21 protein-coding genes are annotated in these 19,702 nt (G+C 34.9%); 4 read left to right on the plus strand and 17 right to left on the minus strand.

All coding sequences use genetic code 11. The features are described from left to right. Positions 1-44: 44 nt before the first annotated feature. From GS400_RS12605 to GS400_RS12625, 5 genes are all read right to left on the minus strand, one after another. Complete coding sequence (locus GS400_RS12605) at positions 45-2,654, minus strand: YfhO family protein (RefSeq protein ID WP_160102277.1); 2,610 nt, start codon at positions 2,652-2,654, stop codon at positions 45-47. A gap of 12 nt (positions 2,655-2,666) precedes the next feature. Continuing rightward, positions 2,667-3,053: a GtrA family protein gene (locus GS400_RS12610; protein ID WP_081672993.1), complete on the minus strand. Its 387-nt coding sequence runs from the start codon at positions 3,051-3,053 to the stop codon at positions 2,667-2,669. Then, positions 3,025-3,978 (minus strand): glycosyltransferase family 2 protein, encoded by a 954-nt coding sequence (locus GS400_RS12615; protein WP_160102279.1) that lies wholly within the window; start codon positions 3,976-3,978, stop codon positions 3,025-3,027. The genes GS400_RS12610 and GS400_RS12615 overlap by 29 nt, the downstream gene beginning before the upstream one ends. A 477-nt stretch (positions 3,979-4,455) precedes the next feature. Beyond that, positions 4,456-5,575, minus strand: a protein-coding gene (locus GS400_RS12620) for an IS3 family transposase (RefSeq protein WP_201450096.1) whose coding sequence is annotated in 2 segments (ribosomal slippage) — positions 4,456-5,305 and positions 5,304-5,575 — 1,122 coding nt in all. Because the reading frame shifts where the segments join, the coding sequence is not laid out codon by codon here. Positions 5,576-5,772: 197 nt separating this feature from the next. Further along, positions 5,773-6,195 (minus strand): hypothetical protein, encoded by a 423-nt coding sequence (locus GS400_RS12625; protein WP_160102281.1) that lies wholly within the window; start codon positions 6,193-6,195, stop codon positions 5,773-5,775. Positions 6,196-6,241: 46 nt separating this feature from the next. On the opposite strand from GS400_RS12625, the gene istA reads away from it, so the two are divergent. Continuing rightward, positions 6,242-7,252 (plus strand): IS21 family transposase, encoded by a 1,011-nt coding sequence (gene istA / locus GS400_RS12630; RefSeq protein ID WP_236560924.1) that lies wholly within the window; start codon positions 6,242-6,244, stop codon positions 7,250-7,252. A gap of 111 nt (positions 7,253-7,363) precedes the next feature. Here the strand turns inward: istA and GS400_RS12635 are convergent. Continuing rightward, positions 7,364-8,483, minus strand: a protein-coding gene (locus tag GS400_RS12635; RefSeq protein WP_201450096.1) for an IS3 family transposase whose coding sequence is annotated in 2 segments (ribosomal slippage) — positions 7,364-8,213 and positions 8,212-8,483 — 1,122 coding nt in all. Because the reading frame shifts where the segments join, the coding sequence is not laid out codon by codon here. A gap of 84 nt (positions 8,484-8,567) precedes the next feature. Here GS400_RS12635 and GS400_RS12640 point away from each other — a divergent pair. Together GS400_RS12640 and istB are read left to right on the plus strand one after the other, a co-directional pair. Continuing rightward, positions 8,568-9,125 (plus strand): hypothetical protein, encoded by a 558-nt coding sequence (locus GS400_RS12640; protein ID WP_160102283.1) that lies wholly within the window; start codon positions 8,568-8,570, stop codon positions 9,123-9,125. A gap of 1 nt (position 9,126) precedes the next feature. Next, a complete protein-coding gene (gene istB, locus GS400_RS12645) occupies positions 9,127-9,873 on the plus strand; it encodes an IS21-like element helper ATPase IstB (protein ID WP_160102285.1) in 747 nt (248 codons plus the stop codon). A gap of 178 nt (positions 9,874-10,051) precedes the next feature. Here the strand turns inward: istB and GS400_RS12650 are convergent, their stop codons facing one another. The 6 genes from GS400_RS12650 to GS400_RS12675 form a co-directional block, all read right to left on the minus strand. Then, on the minus strand, positions 10,052-10,498 hold the full coding sequence (locus GS400_RS12650) for a hypothetical protein (RefSeq protein WP_160102287.1): 447 nt from the start codon (positions 10,496-10,498) through the stop codon (positions 10,052-10,054). Between the two features lie 181 nt (positions 10,499-10,679). Beyond that, positions 10,680-10,928, minus strand: a complete 249-nt coding sequence (locus GS400_RS12655) for a bacteriocin immunity protein (RefSeq protein WP_236560925.1) — start codon at positions 10,926-10,928, stop codon at positions 10,680-10,682. A gap of 112 nt (positions 10,929-11,040) precedes the next feature. Further along, entirely contained in the window at positions 11,041-11,355 is a 315-nt protein-coding gene (locus GS400_RS12660; protein WP_160102289.1) for a hypothetical protein, read from the minus strand. Positions 11,356-11,586: 231 nt separating this feature from the next. Then, positions 11,587-12,039 carry a hypothetical protein gene (locus tag GS400_RS12665; protein ID WP_160102291.1) on the minus strand — a complete coding sequence of 151 codons (453 nt, stop codon included), beginning with the start codon at positions 12,037-12,039 and terminating at the stop codon, positions 11,587-11,589. A gap of 881 nt (positions 12,040-12,920) precedes the next feature. Continuing rightward, positions 12,921-13,418 carry a DinB family protein gene (locus tag GS400_RS12670; RefSeq protein ID WP_160102293.1) on the minus strand — a complete coding sequence of 166 codons (498 nt, stop codon included), beginning with the start codon at positions 13,416-13,418 and terminating at the stop codon, positions 12,921-12,923. Between the two features lie 30 nt (positions 13,419-13,448). Then, positions 13,449-14,480 (minus strand): serine hydrolase domain-containing protein, encoded by a 1,032-nt coding sequence (locus GS400_RS12675; protein ID WP_160104620.1) that lies wholly within the window; start codon positions 14,478-14,480, stop codon positions 13,449-13,451. Between the two features lie 536 nt (positions 14,481-15,016). On the opposite strand from GS400_RS12675, the gene GS400_RS12680 reads away from it, so the two are divergent. Next, a complete protein-coding gene (locus GS400_RS12680) occupies positions 15,017-16,219 on the plus strand; it encodes an IS110 family RNA-guided transposase (protein WP_160102295.1) in 1,203 nt (400 codons plus the stop codon). Positions 16,220-16,411: 192 nt separating this feature from the next. Here GS400_RS12680 and GS400_RS12685 read toward each other — a convergent pair whose 3' ends face one another. From GS400_RS12685 to GS400_RS12705, 5 genes are all read right to left on the minus strand, one after another. Continuing rightward, the gene (locus tag GS400_RS12685; RefSeq protein ID WP_160102297.1) at positions 16,412-16,594 is read right to left on the minus strand and encodes a hypothetical protein; all 183 of its coding nucleotides are present in this window, start codon (positions 16,592-16,594) and stop codon (positions 16,412-16,414) included. A gap of 34 nt (positions 16,595-16,628) precedes the next feature. After that, entirely contained in the window at positions 16,629-17,024 is a 396-nt protein-coding gene (locus GS400_RS12690) for a hypothetical protein (RefSeq protein WP_160102299.1), read from the minus strand. A 75-nt stretch (positions 17,025-17,099) separates the two neighbouring features. Beyond that, a complete protein-coding gene (locus tag GS400_RS12695) occupies positions 17,100-17,789 on the minus strand; it encodes an HD domain-containing protein (RefSeq protein WP_160102301.1) in 690 nt (229 codons plus the stop codon). A gap of 54 nt (positions 17,790-17,843) precedes the next feature. After that, on the minus strand, positions 17,844-18,380 hold the full coding sequence (locus GS400_RS12700) for a P-loop nucleotide/nucleoside kinase family protein (RefSeq protein ID WP_160102321.1): 537 nt from the start codon (positions 18,378-18,380) through the stop codon (positions 17,844-17,846). Between the two features lie 270 nt (positions 18,381-18,650). Beyond that, complete coding sequence (locus tag GS400_RS12705; protein ID WP_160102323.1) at positions 18,651-19,586, minus strand: AMIN domain-containing protein; 936 nt, start codon at positions 19,584-19,586, stop codon at positions 18,651-18,653. Positions 19,587-19,702: the final 116 nt, after the last annotated feature.

Raw genomic sequence — 19,702 nt, forward strand, 5'->3', positions numbered from 1 at the left:
CAAAGAAACGTCTAGGATTCTAACCCTAGACGTTTCTTTTATCCCTAATCATTTAAGCCCTTTCTTCTGCGAACTTGTTGCGTATATAAAACCCATAGAATGGAGCACAAGAGCGATAGAATAGACACTGCTAACAGGACCTTAAAATAAGGTGGGTAGTAGGTAAAGGAAATATGATTAGTCCCCTCTTCAAGCTCCACTCCTAAAAACGCAAAATTCGTTTCTTGGACTTTTTTCTTCTCTCCATTCACCTCTACATCCCAACCCTTTTCATAAGGAACCGGGATAGTGAGATAACGGTCATTTTGATCATTCTCTACTTCGATCTGAATGTGATTCCCATCTATCTTTACATCAGAGGCCGGATAAGATTTCTTTTCAGCACGCTCCAAGGTACTGTAGTCTTCATGATAAAGATCTAATTCCTTAAGTGTGTAATTACCTTTTGGAACCCTTATGGAGATCTGATCATCTTTAGGCACTCTGATTGTAATATCGTTCATCCCAGTACGATAAAAAGACGAGCGTGATTTTCTAGCTGTTTCAAAATCATTTACATATAACTGAAACAATGGAGCGTCCTTGTCGTTGTTTTGCAGGTAGAACGATACATACAGATCCTTTACCTCTTCCGGCAGAGAAGATATATTCAGATCAATTCCACCTTTTTCTTCAGTTACCTTGAGCTGCCCATCTTCATAAGTAGCTCCTACAGCTTCAACTTCAGCTTGATCCATTAAATTTGGGAGATCATTTGGCTGCATTGTCTTACCCTCTGGATCTTTTAAAATCACACCATCAAGCATGGCTTGCTCCCTGGCTACAATCGGGAACTTCTCTAATGATTTTTCACTATATACATTACTTGTCGTACGTACAAACGGGAGTACATTGGTATTGCGATAGACTTGATATTTTTTATTCTCCATATATGGTTCAAAACCATAAGGGATATTCCGATCATCCCCTTTTTTCACCATAAAATACTTCCCTCGAAGCAAGCTAAATACATTAGCGCGATCTCCAAACCCTGAGTATCTACTAATACTTTCATGCTTCATATCAATTTCTAAATCCTTGTAATACCAAAAGAGAATGTTTTGATTCAATATACTTGAATACACACTAGTCCCATGAAAATCCTGGATAAGAGGAATATTATTTCGTTCATCCGTTCCTCTCCATTGGAATCTGTAAAACGGAGAAGTATCCCGCTTCTTCACCTGTTCAACGATCTCCCTTTGAGCTTGGGAATTGTATCCGTCACTAATGATATATTGTTTAGTTGTATCCTCTACTCCTGCCGCCTTATATATTTTGTCATATTGATACACGTTCACCATTCCAACATTCGCAATTAACACCATCACACACGAAGTGATCCATACCTTTTTGTTATGAAGGTTTAGGAGAAAAAAAGCGATTATCATCAAAATAGGGAGAGCGATCATGTACTGATCATAAATATTACGTATGCTATAGGTTTGATCAAAAAAGCCAAACAAGATATAGGCCACACAAGTTAGCAAGGATGCTATTAGTAAACGTAACGATTTGACCTGTTGCAGTAGTTGAAGTCCCGCTGCTACCATACCTCCAGCTGTAAAGAATGCTACGTATTCAAACCGGTTCCTAGGCGCTGAAAAGCCATTAAACGCACTTCCCATAAAAGGGCTGAAATGGAATACGATGAGCAGCAAAGTCAATGTAGCAAATAGACGAAACAAGTTATTTTTATAAAAAGAAAACATAAACAAAAATAGTACCACAATGGTAGATAGTAAAAAGGTATAGCTATCTAACAAAATGTTATCAGATAGGTCGAATAAGGGTATCTCCTGATTGAATGATGGGCGATAATTTTGAAAGTAGGCATAGATGGTTGGAATAAATGCTATAGATGCAATACCAAACCCGAGAGCCCCAGAAATTGCGAAAAGCTTCACCTGTTTCAGTTTATGGCTTTCGTTTTTATGAAGTGGAATCATCCAGCGGAACAAGATATAGATTCCGATAAAGATAAAATTAATATAGGCAAAGTAAAAATTATTAAAAATCGTTGCTGCCACGACAAAAACAAACCATGCTGGCTTTTCTTCCCGAATAATTTTCTCCACACCTAGAACCAGCAAAGGAATGAACAAAAATGCATCTGCAAAAAACTCCCAGTATGTTGCATGTCGAAAATAGATCACACTGGATCCATAAAGAGATGCTCCTACAAATGCGGGCATACTTCTAAATGATAAATATTTAAAGACCATGGTTGTTAATGTAATCACAAGGGTCATCCTAATGATACTTGTGAACACTATAGCCTGAGCCCAGAATAAAACATCCGGCTGCTCAATGATATGAAGGAGTTCCAACAAAAACACAACGATAATCGTCATGATAAAGAAAAGGTTTGTAGAGAAATAATAGCCAAGCTGACCATAAAAATCTCCCCCAAACCCAAACTGAAGAGAATAAAAGAAATTCCCATTTGTATAGTTTTCATATATAAATTGTTTAAAAGGAAGCATTTGATTTAAACCATCATTCGGTCCTGCCATATAGCTCCCCTCTCCCCAAGCGTACAGAAAGAAAAGATGAGAGAGAATGGAGACCATTAAGCTTCCTGATAATAAAGTAGTCCAGTTTCTTTTATTCATAGTAAGTCACCATTATTGTTTTAATATTTTACTAGTTACGATAAATGTAATGGGAACGGTAAAAAATACGGCGATGATCGGTGCTACATTACTATTTATCCGCAGCCCTTCTACAAACACTATTGAAAGTAGCGAGGAGGTTGATATATTTACCACTTGTGTTAATGGGAACTTTAAAAATTTCGATAAAGTCGGTTTGACCTTGTATGTGAAATAGGTATTTAGAAAAAAAGAAATAACATAGCTCACTAAAAAGCCGGTAATATGGGAGACCATATAATGAAGGTCTATTACATTATGAAGGAACAAAAACACAATATAGTAATTAACTGTGTTAATGCCTCCAACAAGAATAAATCGAGTTAGTTCATTATTGAGTGATTTGATTTTTAGATTCATGTACATTCGTTTCCTTTATTAGATAATGTGGACGATCTTTTACTTCATTATAAATACGACCTATATATTCTCCAATTACGCCTAAGCTGACCAACTGGACACCACCAAGAAAGAGAATGGAAGAGATCACACTAAAGTAGCCTGGCACCTCGATCCCGTTTCTTATAATTTGTATAAATATGAAGGTAATGTAACTTAACGATAGCATTAATATAAGAAGTCCTACGTATAAGCAAATTCGAAGGGGTTTTGTGTTAAAGGACACTAACCCATCAATAGCATAGTTTAATAATTTTCCAAACGACCACTTCGAATCTCCTGCATTACGTGATACGTTATCATAGTGAATAACCTTTTCTTCATACCCTACCCAGGAAAATAAGCCTTTTGAAAAACGATTCCCTTCACTTAATTTCAAAATATCATTCACAACACTTCGGCTTAATAACCGAAAATCTCCAACCCCGTTTTTCAATTTCACATCTACGAGCTTGTTCACAAATTTATAATACATTGTTGAAAGAGTTTTTCTTGCAGGGGATTCCCCATCACGATTACGACAGGCAACCACCTGGCCATACCCCTCTTCAAAACCTTCAAGCATCTCTGGAATAAGATAGCTCGGATGTTGCATATCGGCATCTAAAATAATAACAGCATCTCCTCGAGCTTTCTGTAAACCCGCCAGCAAAGCAGCTTCTTTCCCAAAATTTCTAGTAAATGAGATATATTTTACATGCAGGTGTTTATTTGCAAGGTCTTGAATGGCAGCTAACGTTTGATCTGAGCTTCCATCATCTATAAAAATAAATTCATATTGGTAGTCAAGATGAGAAATGTCTTTATCAATAGACTCAAAAATTAGTGGGATATTTTCTTCTTCGTTAAAGGAAGGAAGAATAAAAGAAATTAGCTTTCCATTCATATGCCATCGCTCCAATTTAGTATGTAGTTTAGAAATTTATGGAGAGCGTTCCATTATCTCATGTTACTTTATCCCTTTCCCTTGACGTTAAAACATAAATCTAGGTCAATAGTGGAAAGTAAATGAAGAAAGCTTCGAGAGTAAACTATGCGATAAAGATCAGTCTAGTTGCTTAATAACTGAAAATCTAAGAGCAGTTGAGGAACAATAAAGTTATTGAATTAAGTTGGCACTAAACAAAAAGAAACCCGCTCTACCTTTAGAGCGGGTTTCTTTTTCTGAAAATTAATTTCGAGACTATGAGAAATGAAAATTAATCTAATTAAGGTGGACCCTTTCGTCAAGACACGGAATTTGAATTTTTAAGGTGGGGTAATACTTCTATGACACGAACCTAGGAGAGTTCTGGGGTTTATTGTATTATTCCACCTTTGATGATTCATGTCTATCATAGATTCTTACGAGAGGAGGACTCTCCTAAGATTGGCTAAAAACAGTGGCAGGGGGTTGATAGCCTAAAGATTGGTGAGGGCGTTCTTGGTTGTAAAAATGTAAAAAACTATTAATCTCATTGCGGGCTTCTCTCGGGCTCGTATAATCTTTTAAATAGACTTCTTCATACTTGACTGTTCGCCAGAGTCGCTCAGTAATAATATTATCAAGGGCTCGCCCTTTCCCATCCATACTGATTTTAATATCGTTTTCCTTAAGTAAATCTGTATATTGCGGGCTCGTAAAATGGCTTCCCTGATCGCTGTTTAAAATAATCGGTTGATGATTAGATAGCGCCCTATTAACAGTTTCTAATACAAAGTCCATTTCAAGTGTTTGATCCAGTTCCCAACTGATTACATACCGAGAATACCAGTCTATGATTGCGACTAAATACATCCAGTTTTTCTCTAATCGAATATAGGTAATATCAATCCCCCAAACGTGATTGGGGTGCGTGATGGCCAGACCTCTGAGTAAATAAGGATAAATGCGATGCTGCTGATTCCTTTTACTGAGGTTTGGACCAGGTGAAATACCAGCGATACCCATTTCTCGCATATGACCTTGCACAGTTTTTCGATTAACGAAAATCTTTTCGTTTTTAAGAAACTCCTTGATTCGCCTGGATCCAAAAAACGGATATTTAGTGTAGATTTCATCAATCTTATGCTTAATCATCAACTCCTCAGGTGAAGGCTCCACAGGCTTATAATAAAGACTGGTTCGATTTAAGCTGAGTAATTCTGCTTGCGCTTTAATGGAGAGGTCAGAGCCTTCCCAATCGATCATGGAGACTCGTTCAGCTCTAGTCTTTAATGCCAGATTTTTTTTTAAGCCACGACAACTGCGTGGTTAAACGACCTACTTCGGCGTATAGGTTCTCAATTTGGTTTTCATACTCCTCTTTCATCTGATCCACTTTCTTATTATTGGTCTCAAAGATTTGTGGCATTTGTTCCAGTGCTGCTTTCCGCCATTGGCGTAGTTGATTCACATGAATTCCATGTTCAGAAGAGATCTCGGAAATGGATTTCTCTTCTTTTAAGATTTCTAGCACGATTTTGGATTTAAATTCTGATGTATATCTTTTTCTTCTACCCATAAACCTACCTTAACATCTCCTTATTTCGTGTCTAGATTTATGGGTCCATTATACTTTTTCACAAACTAATTCAAATTTTAACACAAATATCCAGTAAATGACCTCCGCTATTATATGTTCCAGATAAAAAACGCTTTCCTTATTCCAGGAAAGCGCCCGTTTGTTGAAGATTTGGTTTCGAGATATTTTTTATCTTTTCATCCAAATTCTCTAACTTGATTTTCACCATTAATGGTTTTAAATTCACCTAATTTATAACCACGGCTTAATAACTCTCTCATAAATTCAGCTGGGGAATAAATTTGTTTGTGATCTTCCTGAAACACACAACCTAGATCTTCTCTTAAATAAATAAGTGTTTCAATTAAGTTTATATCGAGAAACGCATCATTATTTGCAGGTGTAAATTTAAAACTAAATGTATTTCGGGCCTTACGAACTACAGCAAAACGCAAACTACTATATTGTTCTAAATTTCCATATAATATGATCTCTGATTTTAAAATTAATTTAACAATTAATTTTTGTTCCATAGATCCCCCTGTAACTGCTAAACTAAATTTAACAGTTTCCGCTTGATAGAATTGAACACTTTTCTCAACTATTAATTCCTCAATCATGTACACTTAACAAGTATGTTAGTGACTGTTGGGGAGGATTCTAGGAGTGAAGAAGTTGGAAAAGGTTGTGTATGTACATCAATTGAAAAATGAAGGGTTTAGTATATCAGCCATTGCACGTAAATGTGATTTAACAAGAAATACCGTTTATACATATTTGGAAAAAGATTTTGAAGCAGCTATGGAGTGGGTTGAAGATTTAAAAACAAGAAAAAGGAAACTGGATCCTTATGAAACACATATCTTGAACTGGCTTAGAGAGCATCCTGATCTTTCAGCCTCTCAAATCGCTGATTGGTTGGATGAGCGTTGCTCATTCAAAGATATAGGAGAAAGTACTGTTCGAACTTATGTAAAAGAGTTACGAGAAAAATACCACATTCCAAAGGTGCTGGACAGTCGAACATTTGAAGCTCTGCAAGAATTACCTAAGGGTAAACAAATGCAAGTCGACTTTGGAGAATTAAAAGTAAGGACATCTAAAGGATCAACAATTAAGCTTTACGTCATTGCGTTTGTCCTATCCCATTCTCGTTATAAATACGCAGAATGGCAAGAGCGTCCATTTACTACAAAAGATGTTTTAAGGTGTCATGAAAATGCATTTCAATATTACGGTGGTCGAACTGAAGAAATCGTTTATGACCAGGATAAACTGATGACAGTGAGTGAAAATGGAGGAGACATTATCTATACAGAAGAGTTCCAAGCTTATAAAGAGAATCGGAGATTCAATGTGTATTTATGTAAGAAATCTGATCCTCAGTCCAAAGGGAAAATTGAAAATGTCGTCAAGTTTGTGAAAGGGAACTTTGGAAGAAATCGTGTTTTCCATCAAATCGAAACATGGAATGAACAATGTCTTGCTTGGTTAGAGAGAAAAGGGAATTTCCAAGTGCATAATACAATAAAAAAGAGACCAGTCGAAGTGTTCGCCCTGGAAAAGCCACACTTACGAGAAGTCTCCTCACTACTCTCTTTCGAGAGTGACCTTGGTTCAAGTATAACAAGAACTAAGGTGGACCCTTTCGTCAAGACACGGAATTTGAATTTTTAAGGTGGGGTAATACTTCTATGACACGAACCTAGGAGAGTTCTGGGGTTTATTGTATTATTCCACCTTTGATGATTCATGTCTATCATAGATTCTTACGAGAGGAGGACTCTCCTAAGATTGGCTAAAAACAGTGGCAGGGGGTTGATAGCCTAAAGATTGGTGAGGGCGTTCTTGGTTGTAAAAATGTAAAAAACTATTAATCTCATTGCGGGCTTCTCTCGGGCTCGTATAATCTTTTAAATAGACTTCTTCATACTTGACTGTTCGCCAGAGTCGCTCAGTAATAATATTATCAAGGGCTCGCCCTTTCCCATCCATACTGATTTTAATATCGTTTTCCTTAAGTAAATCTGTATATTGCGGGCTCGTAAAATGGCTTCCCTGATCGCTGTTTAAAATAATCGGTTGATGATTAGATAGCGCCCTATTAACAGTTTCTAATACAAAGTCCATTTCAAGTGTTTGATCCAGTTCCCAACTGATTACATACCGAGAATACCAGTCTATGATTGCGACTAAATACATCCAGTTTTTCTCTAATCGAATATAGGTAATATCAATCCCCCAAACGTGATTGGGGTGCGTGATGGCCAGACCTCTGAGTAAATAAGGATAAATGCGATGCTGCTGATTCCTTTTACTGAGGTTTGGACCAGGTGAAATACCAGCGATACCCATTTCTCGCATATGACCTTGCACAGTTTTTCGATTAACGAAAATCTTTTCGTTTTTAAGAAACTCCTTGATTCGCCTGGATCCAAAAAACGGATATTTAGTGTAGATTTCATCAATCTTATGCTTAATCATCAACTCCTCAGGTGAAGGCTCCACAGGCTTATAATAAAGACTGGTTCGATTTAAGCTGAGTAATTCTGCTTGCGCTTTAATGGAGAGGTCAGAGCCTTCCCAATCGATCATGGAGACTCGTTCAGCTCTAGTCTTTAATGCCAGATTTTTTTTTAAGCCACGACAACTGCGTGGTTAAACGACCTACTTCGGCGTATAGGTTCTCAATTTGGTTTTCATACTCCTCTTTCATCTGATCCACTTTCTTATTATTGGTCTCAAAGATTTGTGGCATTTGTTCCAGTGCTGCTTTCCGCCATTGGCGTAGTTGATTCACATGAATTCCATGTTCAGAAGAGATCTCGGAAATGGATTTCTCTTCTTTTAAGATTTCTAGCACGATTTTGGATTTAAATTCTGATGTATATCTTTTTCTTCTACCCATAAACCTACCTTAACATCTCCTTATTTCGTGTCTAGATTTATGGGTCCATTATAAACCGTTCATAAGGACAACGTGATTAAATATATGGCCAATCGTTATTCCGTACCTTTAGGAACTTATCAGCCCAACAGCAGCAATATTGTATATATCGATATTGAAGATGAACAACTTTTTATTAAGAAGTCACCGGAAGGTGATCCATTAGCTATCCATACGCTTTCGCACGGAAAAGGAAAACTCATTAAGAATACACATCACTCTAGAGATCGCTCTAAAGGTATTGCTGCCTATATGGATACTGTGAAGAAATCCTTTAAAGATGAGAATGCCATCCATTTATTCTTAGAAGAATTATATCAGCGTTATCCAAGGTACATCAGGGATCAGCTCCAAATCCTTCAACGAGCTACGAAAGATTATGAACCATTTATTCAGCAAGCTTTAGACATATGCACTCAAGAGAATCTCTGGAGTGCCAATGATTTTCATGATGTAGTTAAGCATCTAGCAAGAGTAGAAGAAAATAATGTGAGTTATTCAGATGATGAGATTACTCCTGTAAGCATTCCTCCATCGCTCTTAAAACAAAAAGCAGAATTAAGAGATATTGATGGATATCTAAAAATCTTAGGGGGTGCTTAATATGAGAGGATCTGTTGAACATCTACAACAACAATTTCATCAATTACGAATGTCAGAAACATCAAAGGAGCTCCCTGCTTTCCTTCGAAAAGCAGAATCCCATTCTTGGACCTATCAAGAATTTTTACATGAACTATTAAGTTATGAAGAAAAACGACGTGAAGAAAAGATGATTGAAAAGCATTTAAAATGGGCTAAGTTCCCTTTTGAAAAAAGCATTCATGAATTCAATCTTAATGAACAGCCGTCTCTAAGTAAACGACAACTAAAACAACTACAAGAACTTACTTGGATAGAACAGTCATTTAATTTAATCTTTCTTGGACCGCCAGGAGTAGGCAAGACCCATTTGGCCATCGGTCTTGGCTTAGAGGCCGTTCAACAAGGACATCGGGTTTCATTTATCTCTATGGGAGAGTTGGTCCCTTTATTAAAAACAGAAGAATATATTCGAAAATCGCAACTTCGCTTGAAGCGAATTCGAGAAGCCGATTTAGTTATTATTGATGACTTAATGTATATGGCTATGGATCAACATGAAGCTAACCTGTTTTTCCATTTAGTTAATCATTTATATGAACGAAGTTCCATTGTATTAACATCAAATAAAGGACCTGAAGAGTGGGGAGAATTACTGGGAGACCAAGGAATTACTACGGCGATCTTAGATCGCCTCCTCCATCGTTCTGAAATCATTCATTTAAATGGAGATAGTCATCGAATTAAACATCGTGAATCTCTGTTTTAATTGAAAAGTGTTCAAAATTAATGAGCAAAAAGTGTTCAAAACTACTTGACGGTTACACCCCCCCCTTACTTGCTACTAACTATTCCAGAAAAGCGCCCGTTTGCGGATTACTTGAATTCGAGATACTTCCCCTTTGATCTACCTCAATTGGCATTATTTTACCCAAAATAAAACATTGCTAATAATATGCATCTACTTTTTTCACAAAACAAGAGAGTATATTTTCCAAAGTTTTTATATTTCTAGTGACCTCTTCATTTGTTGGGTTCATTATCTCAATTGAAAAACGCGCAAAGCCGGCGTTCCAATGGTACTGCAAATTATTTAATGAAGTTTCTCTATAACAGCAGGGAACTATTACAGAGAGGTTGTCGAAATGGTTCTCTGATGCTTTTTCCATTGCATCACTCCACCAGTCCAAACTAATTTCATCTAAACATAATGGGCATATTATACTTTGAAAATTTTCGCCTTGGTCAATAAAACGTATCTCATCAGTAAGAATGCTTTTAATTTCACAACAGGAGGTGAGAGACCTTATCCATAATTCGGCTTCATTTATTGCTTCTTTCTTTGGGACAAATCTTGGATTGGCAGGTATAAATTTGATAACTGTATCAGACATAGATATACTCCTTAGTTATGGAATAGTTATGGAATAACATGTTATTTGACTATTCTAGTTCACTTAATACTATCTTTCCAACTAAACTTTGTTCCAGATTGGCGCCCTTTTACAGAAGACTTGAAGTTGAGATAATTTTTATAATGGATGACTAACCAAAAAGAATTATTATGTATTAATACTAAAAGCTAATTGGTTTATATGCTAATGCTTGTTCAACAATCTCTTTTGGAGTCATCTCTTCATTGTTGTAAAATATTAGATCAGTTACTGAGGGATGAGGTACATTATTTTCCAAATCACTTATCGCTTCTTCTATTTCACCCTCTGTACCTTCTGCCTTACATATCTTTTCAACTAAATAAACTAATTCATCTACCTCTAATTTTTTTCTCATACTTTCAACCTTTCCATTAATTACAATGTTCAAGATATGCGCCCAAATCTTGAATACTTGAATTCTACATAACTTATATTGATTTCTACTATCGTTCATTTCTATGGGGAAAGATGCTTTTTGACTAAATTACACTATTGATTAGCTAAAATTTTTCTAAATAACTTTCTGCTATATCAATATCATTTTTCATTTCTAATTCTGGGTATTTTTCATCTAATTTTCTTAAACACCTAATGAGTTCATTGCTTTGTATGTTTTCAGCTATATCTTCAAAGACTTCACTAATCCAATATAGATCTTCTTTTCTACAATTCTCAAGATATATTATAGTTTCTTCTTCACTTTTTGAGAGAACTTCTATAATTTCCTCCCAACTTTTCTGTATTCCAAAACCGTCATTTATATTTAATTTTTTTCGTTTATTTAATATAACATCCATTTTATCTTCTATTTTCAAATTAAGCCTCCAAAACTCTAACTATAGCTGTTAGTGTTACTTTAACAGTTCTTACAGCTCCAACTTGTGGTAGATACCCTCCATTAAATTACTAAATTCACAATATGAGGTTAAACAAGAAGTAAACATCTTTCTTTCATATTTGAGCCCTAAAGCGGAAGACTTTAATTCGAGATATCTCCATTAGGATCTTCTACTCTAGTCCCTGTCAGTTTTACAAAAAAGCCCTTTTTATTGTTCTAAAAACTCTTCAAAATAATGTTCTAATTTAGGTGCTTCTTCAAGAAAAGAGTAAGTAATTTGCATACCGCCTTTAATAACGGTTCTTGTTACATAAATAGAATCCCCATTTACAAAAAATATCTTAATTTTATATCCCGATTTCAGTTCAATATTGATCCCCGCTTTAACCTTAGAATTTTGAGAAGTCCCATCAATCCTAGATTGTTCAGCTATTTTGTTTGCGGGGTAATCATTAAACCAACTTATTATTTTGTTTAATTCTTCTTCTTGAATTATTTTCTCATTTTTATTTGTTTCCCACACTCTAGCAATATGGACTTGACTTCTTTCAATCGGTTGATGCAGTAATAAACTGTCCATAAATTCTTTGTTTTCTTTATATTGCTGCCACCATAAAAACCCTAAAATGAGAGCAATGACTACTAAAATTATTTTTTTCACTTATTTCTCCCTCCTAAATTCTCCGAAGGCCCCTTCAAACGAATAGATATCAATCATTCAATTCTAGATATTTCTAGATATTAATTCCATTTCCCTTCCTTTTATATTGTATGATTCCATCACTACCCCCATTTAAAAAGGCACGTTTATTCGATAAACGCGCCCGTTTGCTGATTACTTGAATTCGAGATAAATTACAAATACGATCTTCAATTAGCAGATGTATCCCACAACAAGACTTTAATTATAAGAAAGGTTATTTTTCATTATTTTTTAGGCTTTTAAAAATTAATATTCCTAGACCAATAAACACTGCAAATAGAATAATTATCAAAATTAAGCCTGGTACTCCAATACTAGTTAACATATAACTTCCCCCTTATTTGAGTGCTTCAATGATGTTTGGTAAACCTATACATACACATACAAAAAAATATAAGTCCGATTAATAATAAAATGCTCCCTAATAACACTTCAGAAGTTATATACCATTCCGTTAACTTTCTATATTCAGTTGTGTTCATTCCTCCTATTTTAGATAGATATTCACTGGCTGAATTTTTCCCAGTTTCTACACTGTTTTGTAATTTGAAGTAACCATAAACTGAAACAATCATAGTAAATGCTAAAAAAGTGTAACGGGCAACATTTTTAATAATGATCACCACTTCCGAAATAGTTGTATTTTATTACAGTTATTATCAATTACCTAAATCTTTTCATAACACATCTTTCACTTTAACATAAATATCCAATTTTATGTTAGGAAGTATTTTACGCTTCCCAAACTAAAAAAGACGCAACTTCTTATTAAAGAATAGCGCCCGTTTCTGGAACACTTGAATTCGAGATAATTTGTGTGTGAATTTCTTCGGCTTACACTAGGTTTGTTGCTTCCTTTCGAACATTTTATCATTTCTATTTAACACTTTTTTGATTTGTTCAAAATGATGAATATCATGTTTTGCCAAACCATTTAAGTATTCATACAAAGAGAGCTCAGTTTCTCCTATTGAAAACTTTTTCTCCCATTGCTGATCAGGAATTATGTTTATTGCCTTATAAAGCTTTTCTCTTATAGAGATAAACTCATTTATAGTAGCTTCTTTGCTTTGCTCTCTACTAATAGAGGCTGATTCTGTATTCAAATTTTCAGAATTTGGTCCTTTTGGAAGAGCACTATCTGAAAATAAATAAGGTAAGCGTTTATGAATTACAAACTCATCCCAAGGCTTGAAATGACCAATAATTTCTGCAATAGTCCATTTATTATCTTCAATCTGAGTTCGCCATTCCTTTTCACTTAAACAATCTAAAGATTTTACAAATTGTATTGATTCTAAATGATGATTAATAATTACTTTTTTAAATTTATTCAATAAATCTTCCCCTTCTAAAATCAAGTGTTATTACATTGTACTTGTCTGTTTGGAACATTTATAAACAGTGTCGCCAAAAGAGCGAATATCGTTAAGATAATCGAATCCTTCTGAGGAACCATACCGATTAAACATTCTTACTGCTACTAGGTTCTCCTCTGGGATGACTAGCAGAGCTACATTTGTGTAGCCAAGTAATTGATAGGAACCCTTTGGTACTGCATCACCTATTTGGTTAAAGCTATGATTCGTGTCTTTTACAAACCATAAACATCCATTCTTATGAATAGGAAGTTTCGGGTTAGGAGTTTGTATTGATGTTGCCAATTGAATGATTTCTCTTGGAATAATCTGTTGATCTCCCCATTTTCCTTCTTTTAAATGAAGGTAGCCCCACAACGCAAGCTCTTTGGCAGACACATACATATTCATTCCAGAACCATCTACCACATCAGTTTCAGTCCAATAGATGTTATCAGTATCTCGGATGGTGTTTGTAATTTTTGGGTGAGGCTGACTCATCTTAATCCATTCCGTTGATTGGAAACCGACCGGATCAAACACTTGCTCTTTCACAATATCAGCAACGGATTGTCCTGTTGTTTTTAGGATAATGCTTGTCAACAAATCAATGCTAGGACCTCGGTACGCCCATGATTCACCAGGATAATAGTCACTAACTAATTCGCCATCAACTATATTTAATCTATGTGTGTGAGTTAATAAATGACGAATTGTCACCCCTTCATATGCGGATAAATGAGAATCTTCAACGAAATGCTGAATCGGATCATCAATGGAAATATAGCCATGGTAAATCGCGTAAGCAGCTGCAAAACCGATATAAGCCTTCCTTACAGAGGCAATATGGAATTGGGTGTCTGCTTGAACCTTTCGAGCATTTGTAGCGTGTGACTGTTTACCAAAATAAGACTCTGTTACGACTTTGTCATTTTGGATAATAAAAAGGGCGCTACCACTTGCTCCTAATTTTTCAGCACTTTCTTTTACATGAGTATGTACATCCTCAAACAAGTTTGTGTAATCATGTTTTAATAGCAATTTATCCACTCTCCTTTCAAAAATAAAAAATGCCCCCAATTTGATTGGAGGCACTGTGCAACATTAGTGTTTTTAACCATTAAGGGCACCAACATAAGTTATCTCACTTATGTCACCTGTATAAGTATTTTGAGTGTAGCACACCTCCTAAATTTTAGCAATATTCTGTCTTATACAAATCAAACATCGTAAACACTTTAGTTCCACTGTCTTACTAAACTGCACTATGATCCATACCAAAAAGGCCTTTCCTTATTCCAGAAAAGCGCCCTCGTATATTATTATTAGTCAGATTTCTTCTGGCTTTAATCCTCTATACCTTTATCAGAAGGTATAATGGATTTAAATCAGATTGAGGTTGCCGTTCTGCGCCCTTGAAGCATTGTCTTCGTTCATAAGACTGGCACCTCTTTCTTTATAGAACTATTCGTATAAGCTGGATGGTACGTTGTTACCGTATATCGAACGAGGTTGAGTATCTATAAAGCATAAGAGGCTTCCTTTCATCTGATTAATTATATTTGGGTGGTATGTCTATGATTTATCTTGGTATTGATATTGGAAAGCATCATCATGAGGCTGGATTGATCAATGAAAAAGGGGATTCTATCGGAAAAACTTTACGCTTTGCCAATACTAAAAAAGGCAGCGAAAAACTTCTTAATTTCTTAAATCAACACCAGGTTACACCTGAAAATTGTGCTTGTGGTATGGAAGCCACAGGTCACTATTGGTTATCTCTCTTTTCTTTCCTTCATCAACTTGGGTTTAAAGTAACGGCTTTTAATCCTATGCAGTCTGATGCACTACGTAATTTTTATATTCGTAAAACCAAAACAGATATGAAAGATGCGTATTTAATTGCTCAAGTTATCCGTATTGACTCTCCAGAAGCGACTCCTTTTGTTCAAGAAGATCTACTTCAACTCAGACACCTCGAGAGACTACGTTATGCTTTGGTAGACCAAAGTTCAGATGTTAAGCGTAAAGTTATCGCTTTACTAGATCAGGTTTTTCCTGAATATGAGAAAGTGTTTTCTGATGTTTTCGGGCTATCTTCCACAGAAATTCTACTAAACTATACATTACCAGAAGACCTTTTAGACATTGATACTGACAAGCTGGCAGATGTGCTTTACCGCGTGAGTAAAGGACGTTATGGAATTACAAGAGCTCGATGGAAAGCTGAACATCTGAAGGAAAGTGCTCAAAATACCTTCGGTATTTCAATAGGTTCAGATGCATTTAAAACGCAGATCCATCTTCTACTGGAACAAATAGCTCTATTTGAAAAACAATTGGCTCAAATAGAGGAAGAGTTAAGTGAGCTCTCGAATCGTCAACATCATTATTTAACCACCATAACAGGCGTGAGTGATATCACAGCTGCAGTCATTTTAGGTGAAATTGGTTCCATTGATCGCTTCGAGCAACCTAAACAATTAGTCGCCTTTGCAGGCCTGGATGCTTCCGTGCACCAATCAGGTGAATTTACTGGCTCGAATATGAAGATTTCAAAAAGAGGTTCACCATACCTTAGACGAGCTATTTGGCAAGCAGCATTTGTGGCTAGTTTTAATGATCCTGCCCTATCCCTTTATTATCAGAAATTAAGAAAACGTGGAAAAGTTCACGGTACTGCAGTAGGGGCCGTAGCTCGTAAATTAACACACATCATATTTGCGATTTTAAGAGATCAAAAACCCTATGAACCACGCCCTCAAATAAACGATGAGTAACATCTGTTTATTTTAATTTTAATAATCACAAGGGTGAGGTTTATTTGGCATGCCAAATTTTATTACAGTGAACTTAGTAGAACCATCTCTTTAGTCACTTGACATTTTATAGCTGGTCTTATGCGGAAGACTTGAAATCGAGATAAATACTAATTTTATGATCAACTATAACTCCTGTTAGATACATATTAACTACTTTTCCTTGTTAATATTTTCAAGTTCTTCCTCAATCTCTTCATTAGGTACTTTTTTATCTTCAATATCGAATATATCGATTTTATTTGCTATCTTAGTGATTTTTCTATTGCTATCAATTAAAACTCCCAAACCACCTATAATTAAAATAAGTATTATCATTAATAAAATTAATACCATTTTCTAATCCTCTCTATTTCGCTATTCTGGTAAGTTAGTTTATTAAAATATCTTCTGACGTGAAATTATCTATAAAGAAATACGACTTCAAATCTGATTTATAACTTTCTTCAATAGTTCTTGAAAGATGGCGAATATCAATTAATTCATTTCCCTTACTTACATAAACACCTCCAATATATGAACTATAATTTTTCTTTTCGCACACTAAAGAAGTTCTTGCATTTTTATCTTGACCAGCTGGCTCTGGTCCCTCTATTTGGGAGTATGGCAAGCTTTCATTATTGCTGCAATACAATTGAGCCATGTTTTGCAACTCTAATGGTATTTCCGGGTTATTGCTTATATTTTTTAGCTCAACTTCAATAGTATGGTCTTCTATATCAAGATATTGGCTGATATTAATTTTAGAAAAATCATTGATGATCACATGAGAAAGATCCTTTGATAGATATAATTCACTGTAGTTTGTCATTCTTTTAAATATTTCTTTCAGAAGAATATCTTAACCAATTACAAATGGATGGCCAAAACCTTCGTTGTATAGTGCTCTTTTTATCTTTATCATTTGCTCAATTTCCTTTATACCTTCTAAACCAATCACTAATTTCCTATCAACGATCTTAAGAGAGTGGATCAAATTATCAAGATTCATTTGGTCAATATTAATAGATGAGTGGTATAAATCTCTATTCCAAAAGTCCAGCTGATCCACAGATAACGAGCCAAACAAAATCTCTTCAATTATTTGAAATCTCTCTTGTCCATCTAAAATACTAATTACATCATCGATTAAGTTAGGAGTTCTTAAGAGAATAGACTTAATTTCTTCATCTTCTTTTATAATTCGTAAAAACCACTCTCCATGATCTTGCCCTGATATTTGTTGAAAACAATGTGAATAAGGACCATGTCCAATATCATGCAATAATGCAGCAATCATACCAACTCGCATCTCATACTCTGATAATATAAGGTAATTTCTCTTTACTAAACTATTTACTACTTTTCTAAACATTTCATAAACACCTAAGGAGTGTTCATATCTTGTATGATTTGCATGGGGATGTAAGTAATATGTATTCCCTTGTTGCTTAATGTTCGCTAGACGCATAAATGCTTTTGTTTTTATTAAATCTTGCATATCTTTATCTAAAATGGATATCTCACGATGAATTGGATCGTCTACTTTCATATGTCTCCTCCTCAGTAATTTTTTAGTTAGTATATTAAAAAGTTAAACATCGAATTATGAGGTCTTAACTCTCCCTATATAGTCAAGAACTCTCTCCATGTAACTATCTATTGGATAGGAAGTGTCTATAGCAATATATTCCGTATCTGGTCTTATGCTTTTATTAAAGCCTCTTTTATACCGCTCCCCTTCTTCTCCTTCAGGTAATGCTGTGTACTGGCATCTCATTGGTTCCCTAGTTCTTAACCTTCTATCAACCTCTTGTATGTCGTTCAGATAACATTCTATATATTTGTATTCAGCATTATGCCTCATAGCCAACTCTTTTCCTTTTGGAATAATGACATCATAAAAGCATGGGCTATCAAAAATGACATTGAAGCCTTGAGATAGATGAAAATCAATTAATGACCAATCAATATTATAGGAAACCTTTCCTGCATATAAGTTATCAGAATCATTAGTTGATTCCATGTAAGCTGACTTAATAATATCGTGATCAATTACAACCGCATTTGTTTTTATTCCAATTTCTCTAGCTAAAGTAGATTTTCCACATCCAGGAGACCCTGCCATTTGAAGAAAATACATCCCACTACCTCCACACATAAATTTATTACAATTATTTCAAATCATTTAAGTCCGATCAATATAATTTTGAAAATTCTGGTTTGAAGTGAAGTTTTTTAGAAGTAAGTTATGTTTCCAATTCACTAGTACGTTATATCTCTTATATTTACTCATAATCACTAATAAAAGACACAACCCCATTGTTTCAGGTTTGCGCCACGTTTCTTGATGACTCGAATTCGAGGTAAATTGCAAATATGCTCTTCTACGCATCCGATAGTTGAAGAAATTTTATTTTGAAAGTTCAGCAACAGCACCACCAAATACTTCTTTAAAGGATTTTTGAGCAAATGTAAATGTAAGAAAAGGAAAGTTATTTTTGTTTTTAAGGTGTCCAACATTACCTGAATAGACTTCCGCAGCACTTTTGAGCTCAATAGATATCTGTACATTCTCACCTTCAGTTTTTGTGTTAATACGCTTTATAAAATCATTTGGTCTAACATTAACTTTATTAATTTCTTTTGATAATTGTGTTTGTTTAAATTCCACTACAAAAGTATTGGTCATTTCATTATAAGAAGTCGTTGTAACAGGAATAGTCGTATAGTCTGCATAAAACATAGCTTCTTTACTTTTTTGTGGTGTAAATAAGATTTGAAGACCATTCATCGTGAACCTTATGTCAGACACCACTTCATCTGGTTTCCCTCCAAATTCTAATGCATTATTAAGTGGGAAATATGTTTTCACATCATGCCTTGCAAAAGGTCCATCTGTTGTGACTCTTATACAATCAAAATAATATGGTAAGACGCGTTTGGAATTTAATCGATTTGTGCCATCTGCTAAAAATCGAATATGGTCTTTATCTTTAATTTGATAAGACTTTATATTATCAACATTAACAGGGAGACTTTTACTTGTTCCCGTCATTAAATCAAAAAATTGATAACTATTTTCACTTTTCACCAGGGCATAAGACGATTCATATTTTGTAACTTCCAAGATGTTATCTTTAACCTTCTTCTTCAATTGCTCCATTGTTAAAGGTTTTTTTGCATCATTTGTATGTTGTTTATTTCCTTTTTGTTGTGATTGTCTAGGTGCTTTTGTTGAAACAGTGCTATCATTGTTATTAGCACTTGTAGCCGTGCCACTTTTCTCAATATTCGTGCATCCTAATAGCAGAAAAACTAATGGACCTATAACTAAGAAACGAAACATGAGTTTTCCTCCTCCCTAAATCTTATTAAACTATATTGCATCGTTCGCTTAAGTACACTTCTTCCCACTCTAATTAAAATTTTAACATAAATAACCAATTAATAAGCTGTAACTAT

The organism is Pontibacillus sp. HMF3514 (genome assembly GCF_009858175.1).
Lineage (GTDB): Bacteria > Bacillota > Bacilli > Bacillales > BH030062 > Pontibacillus.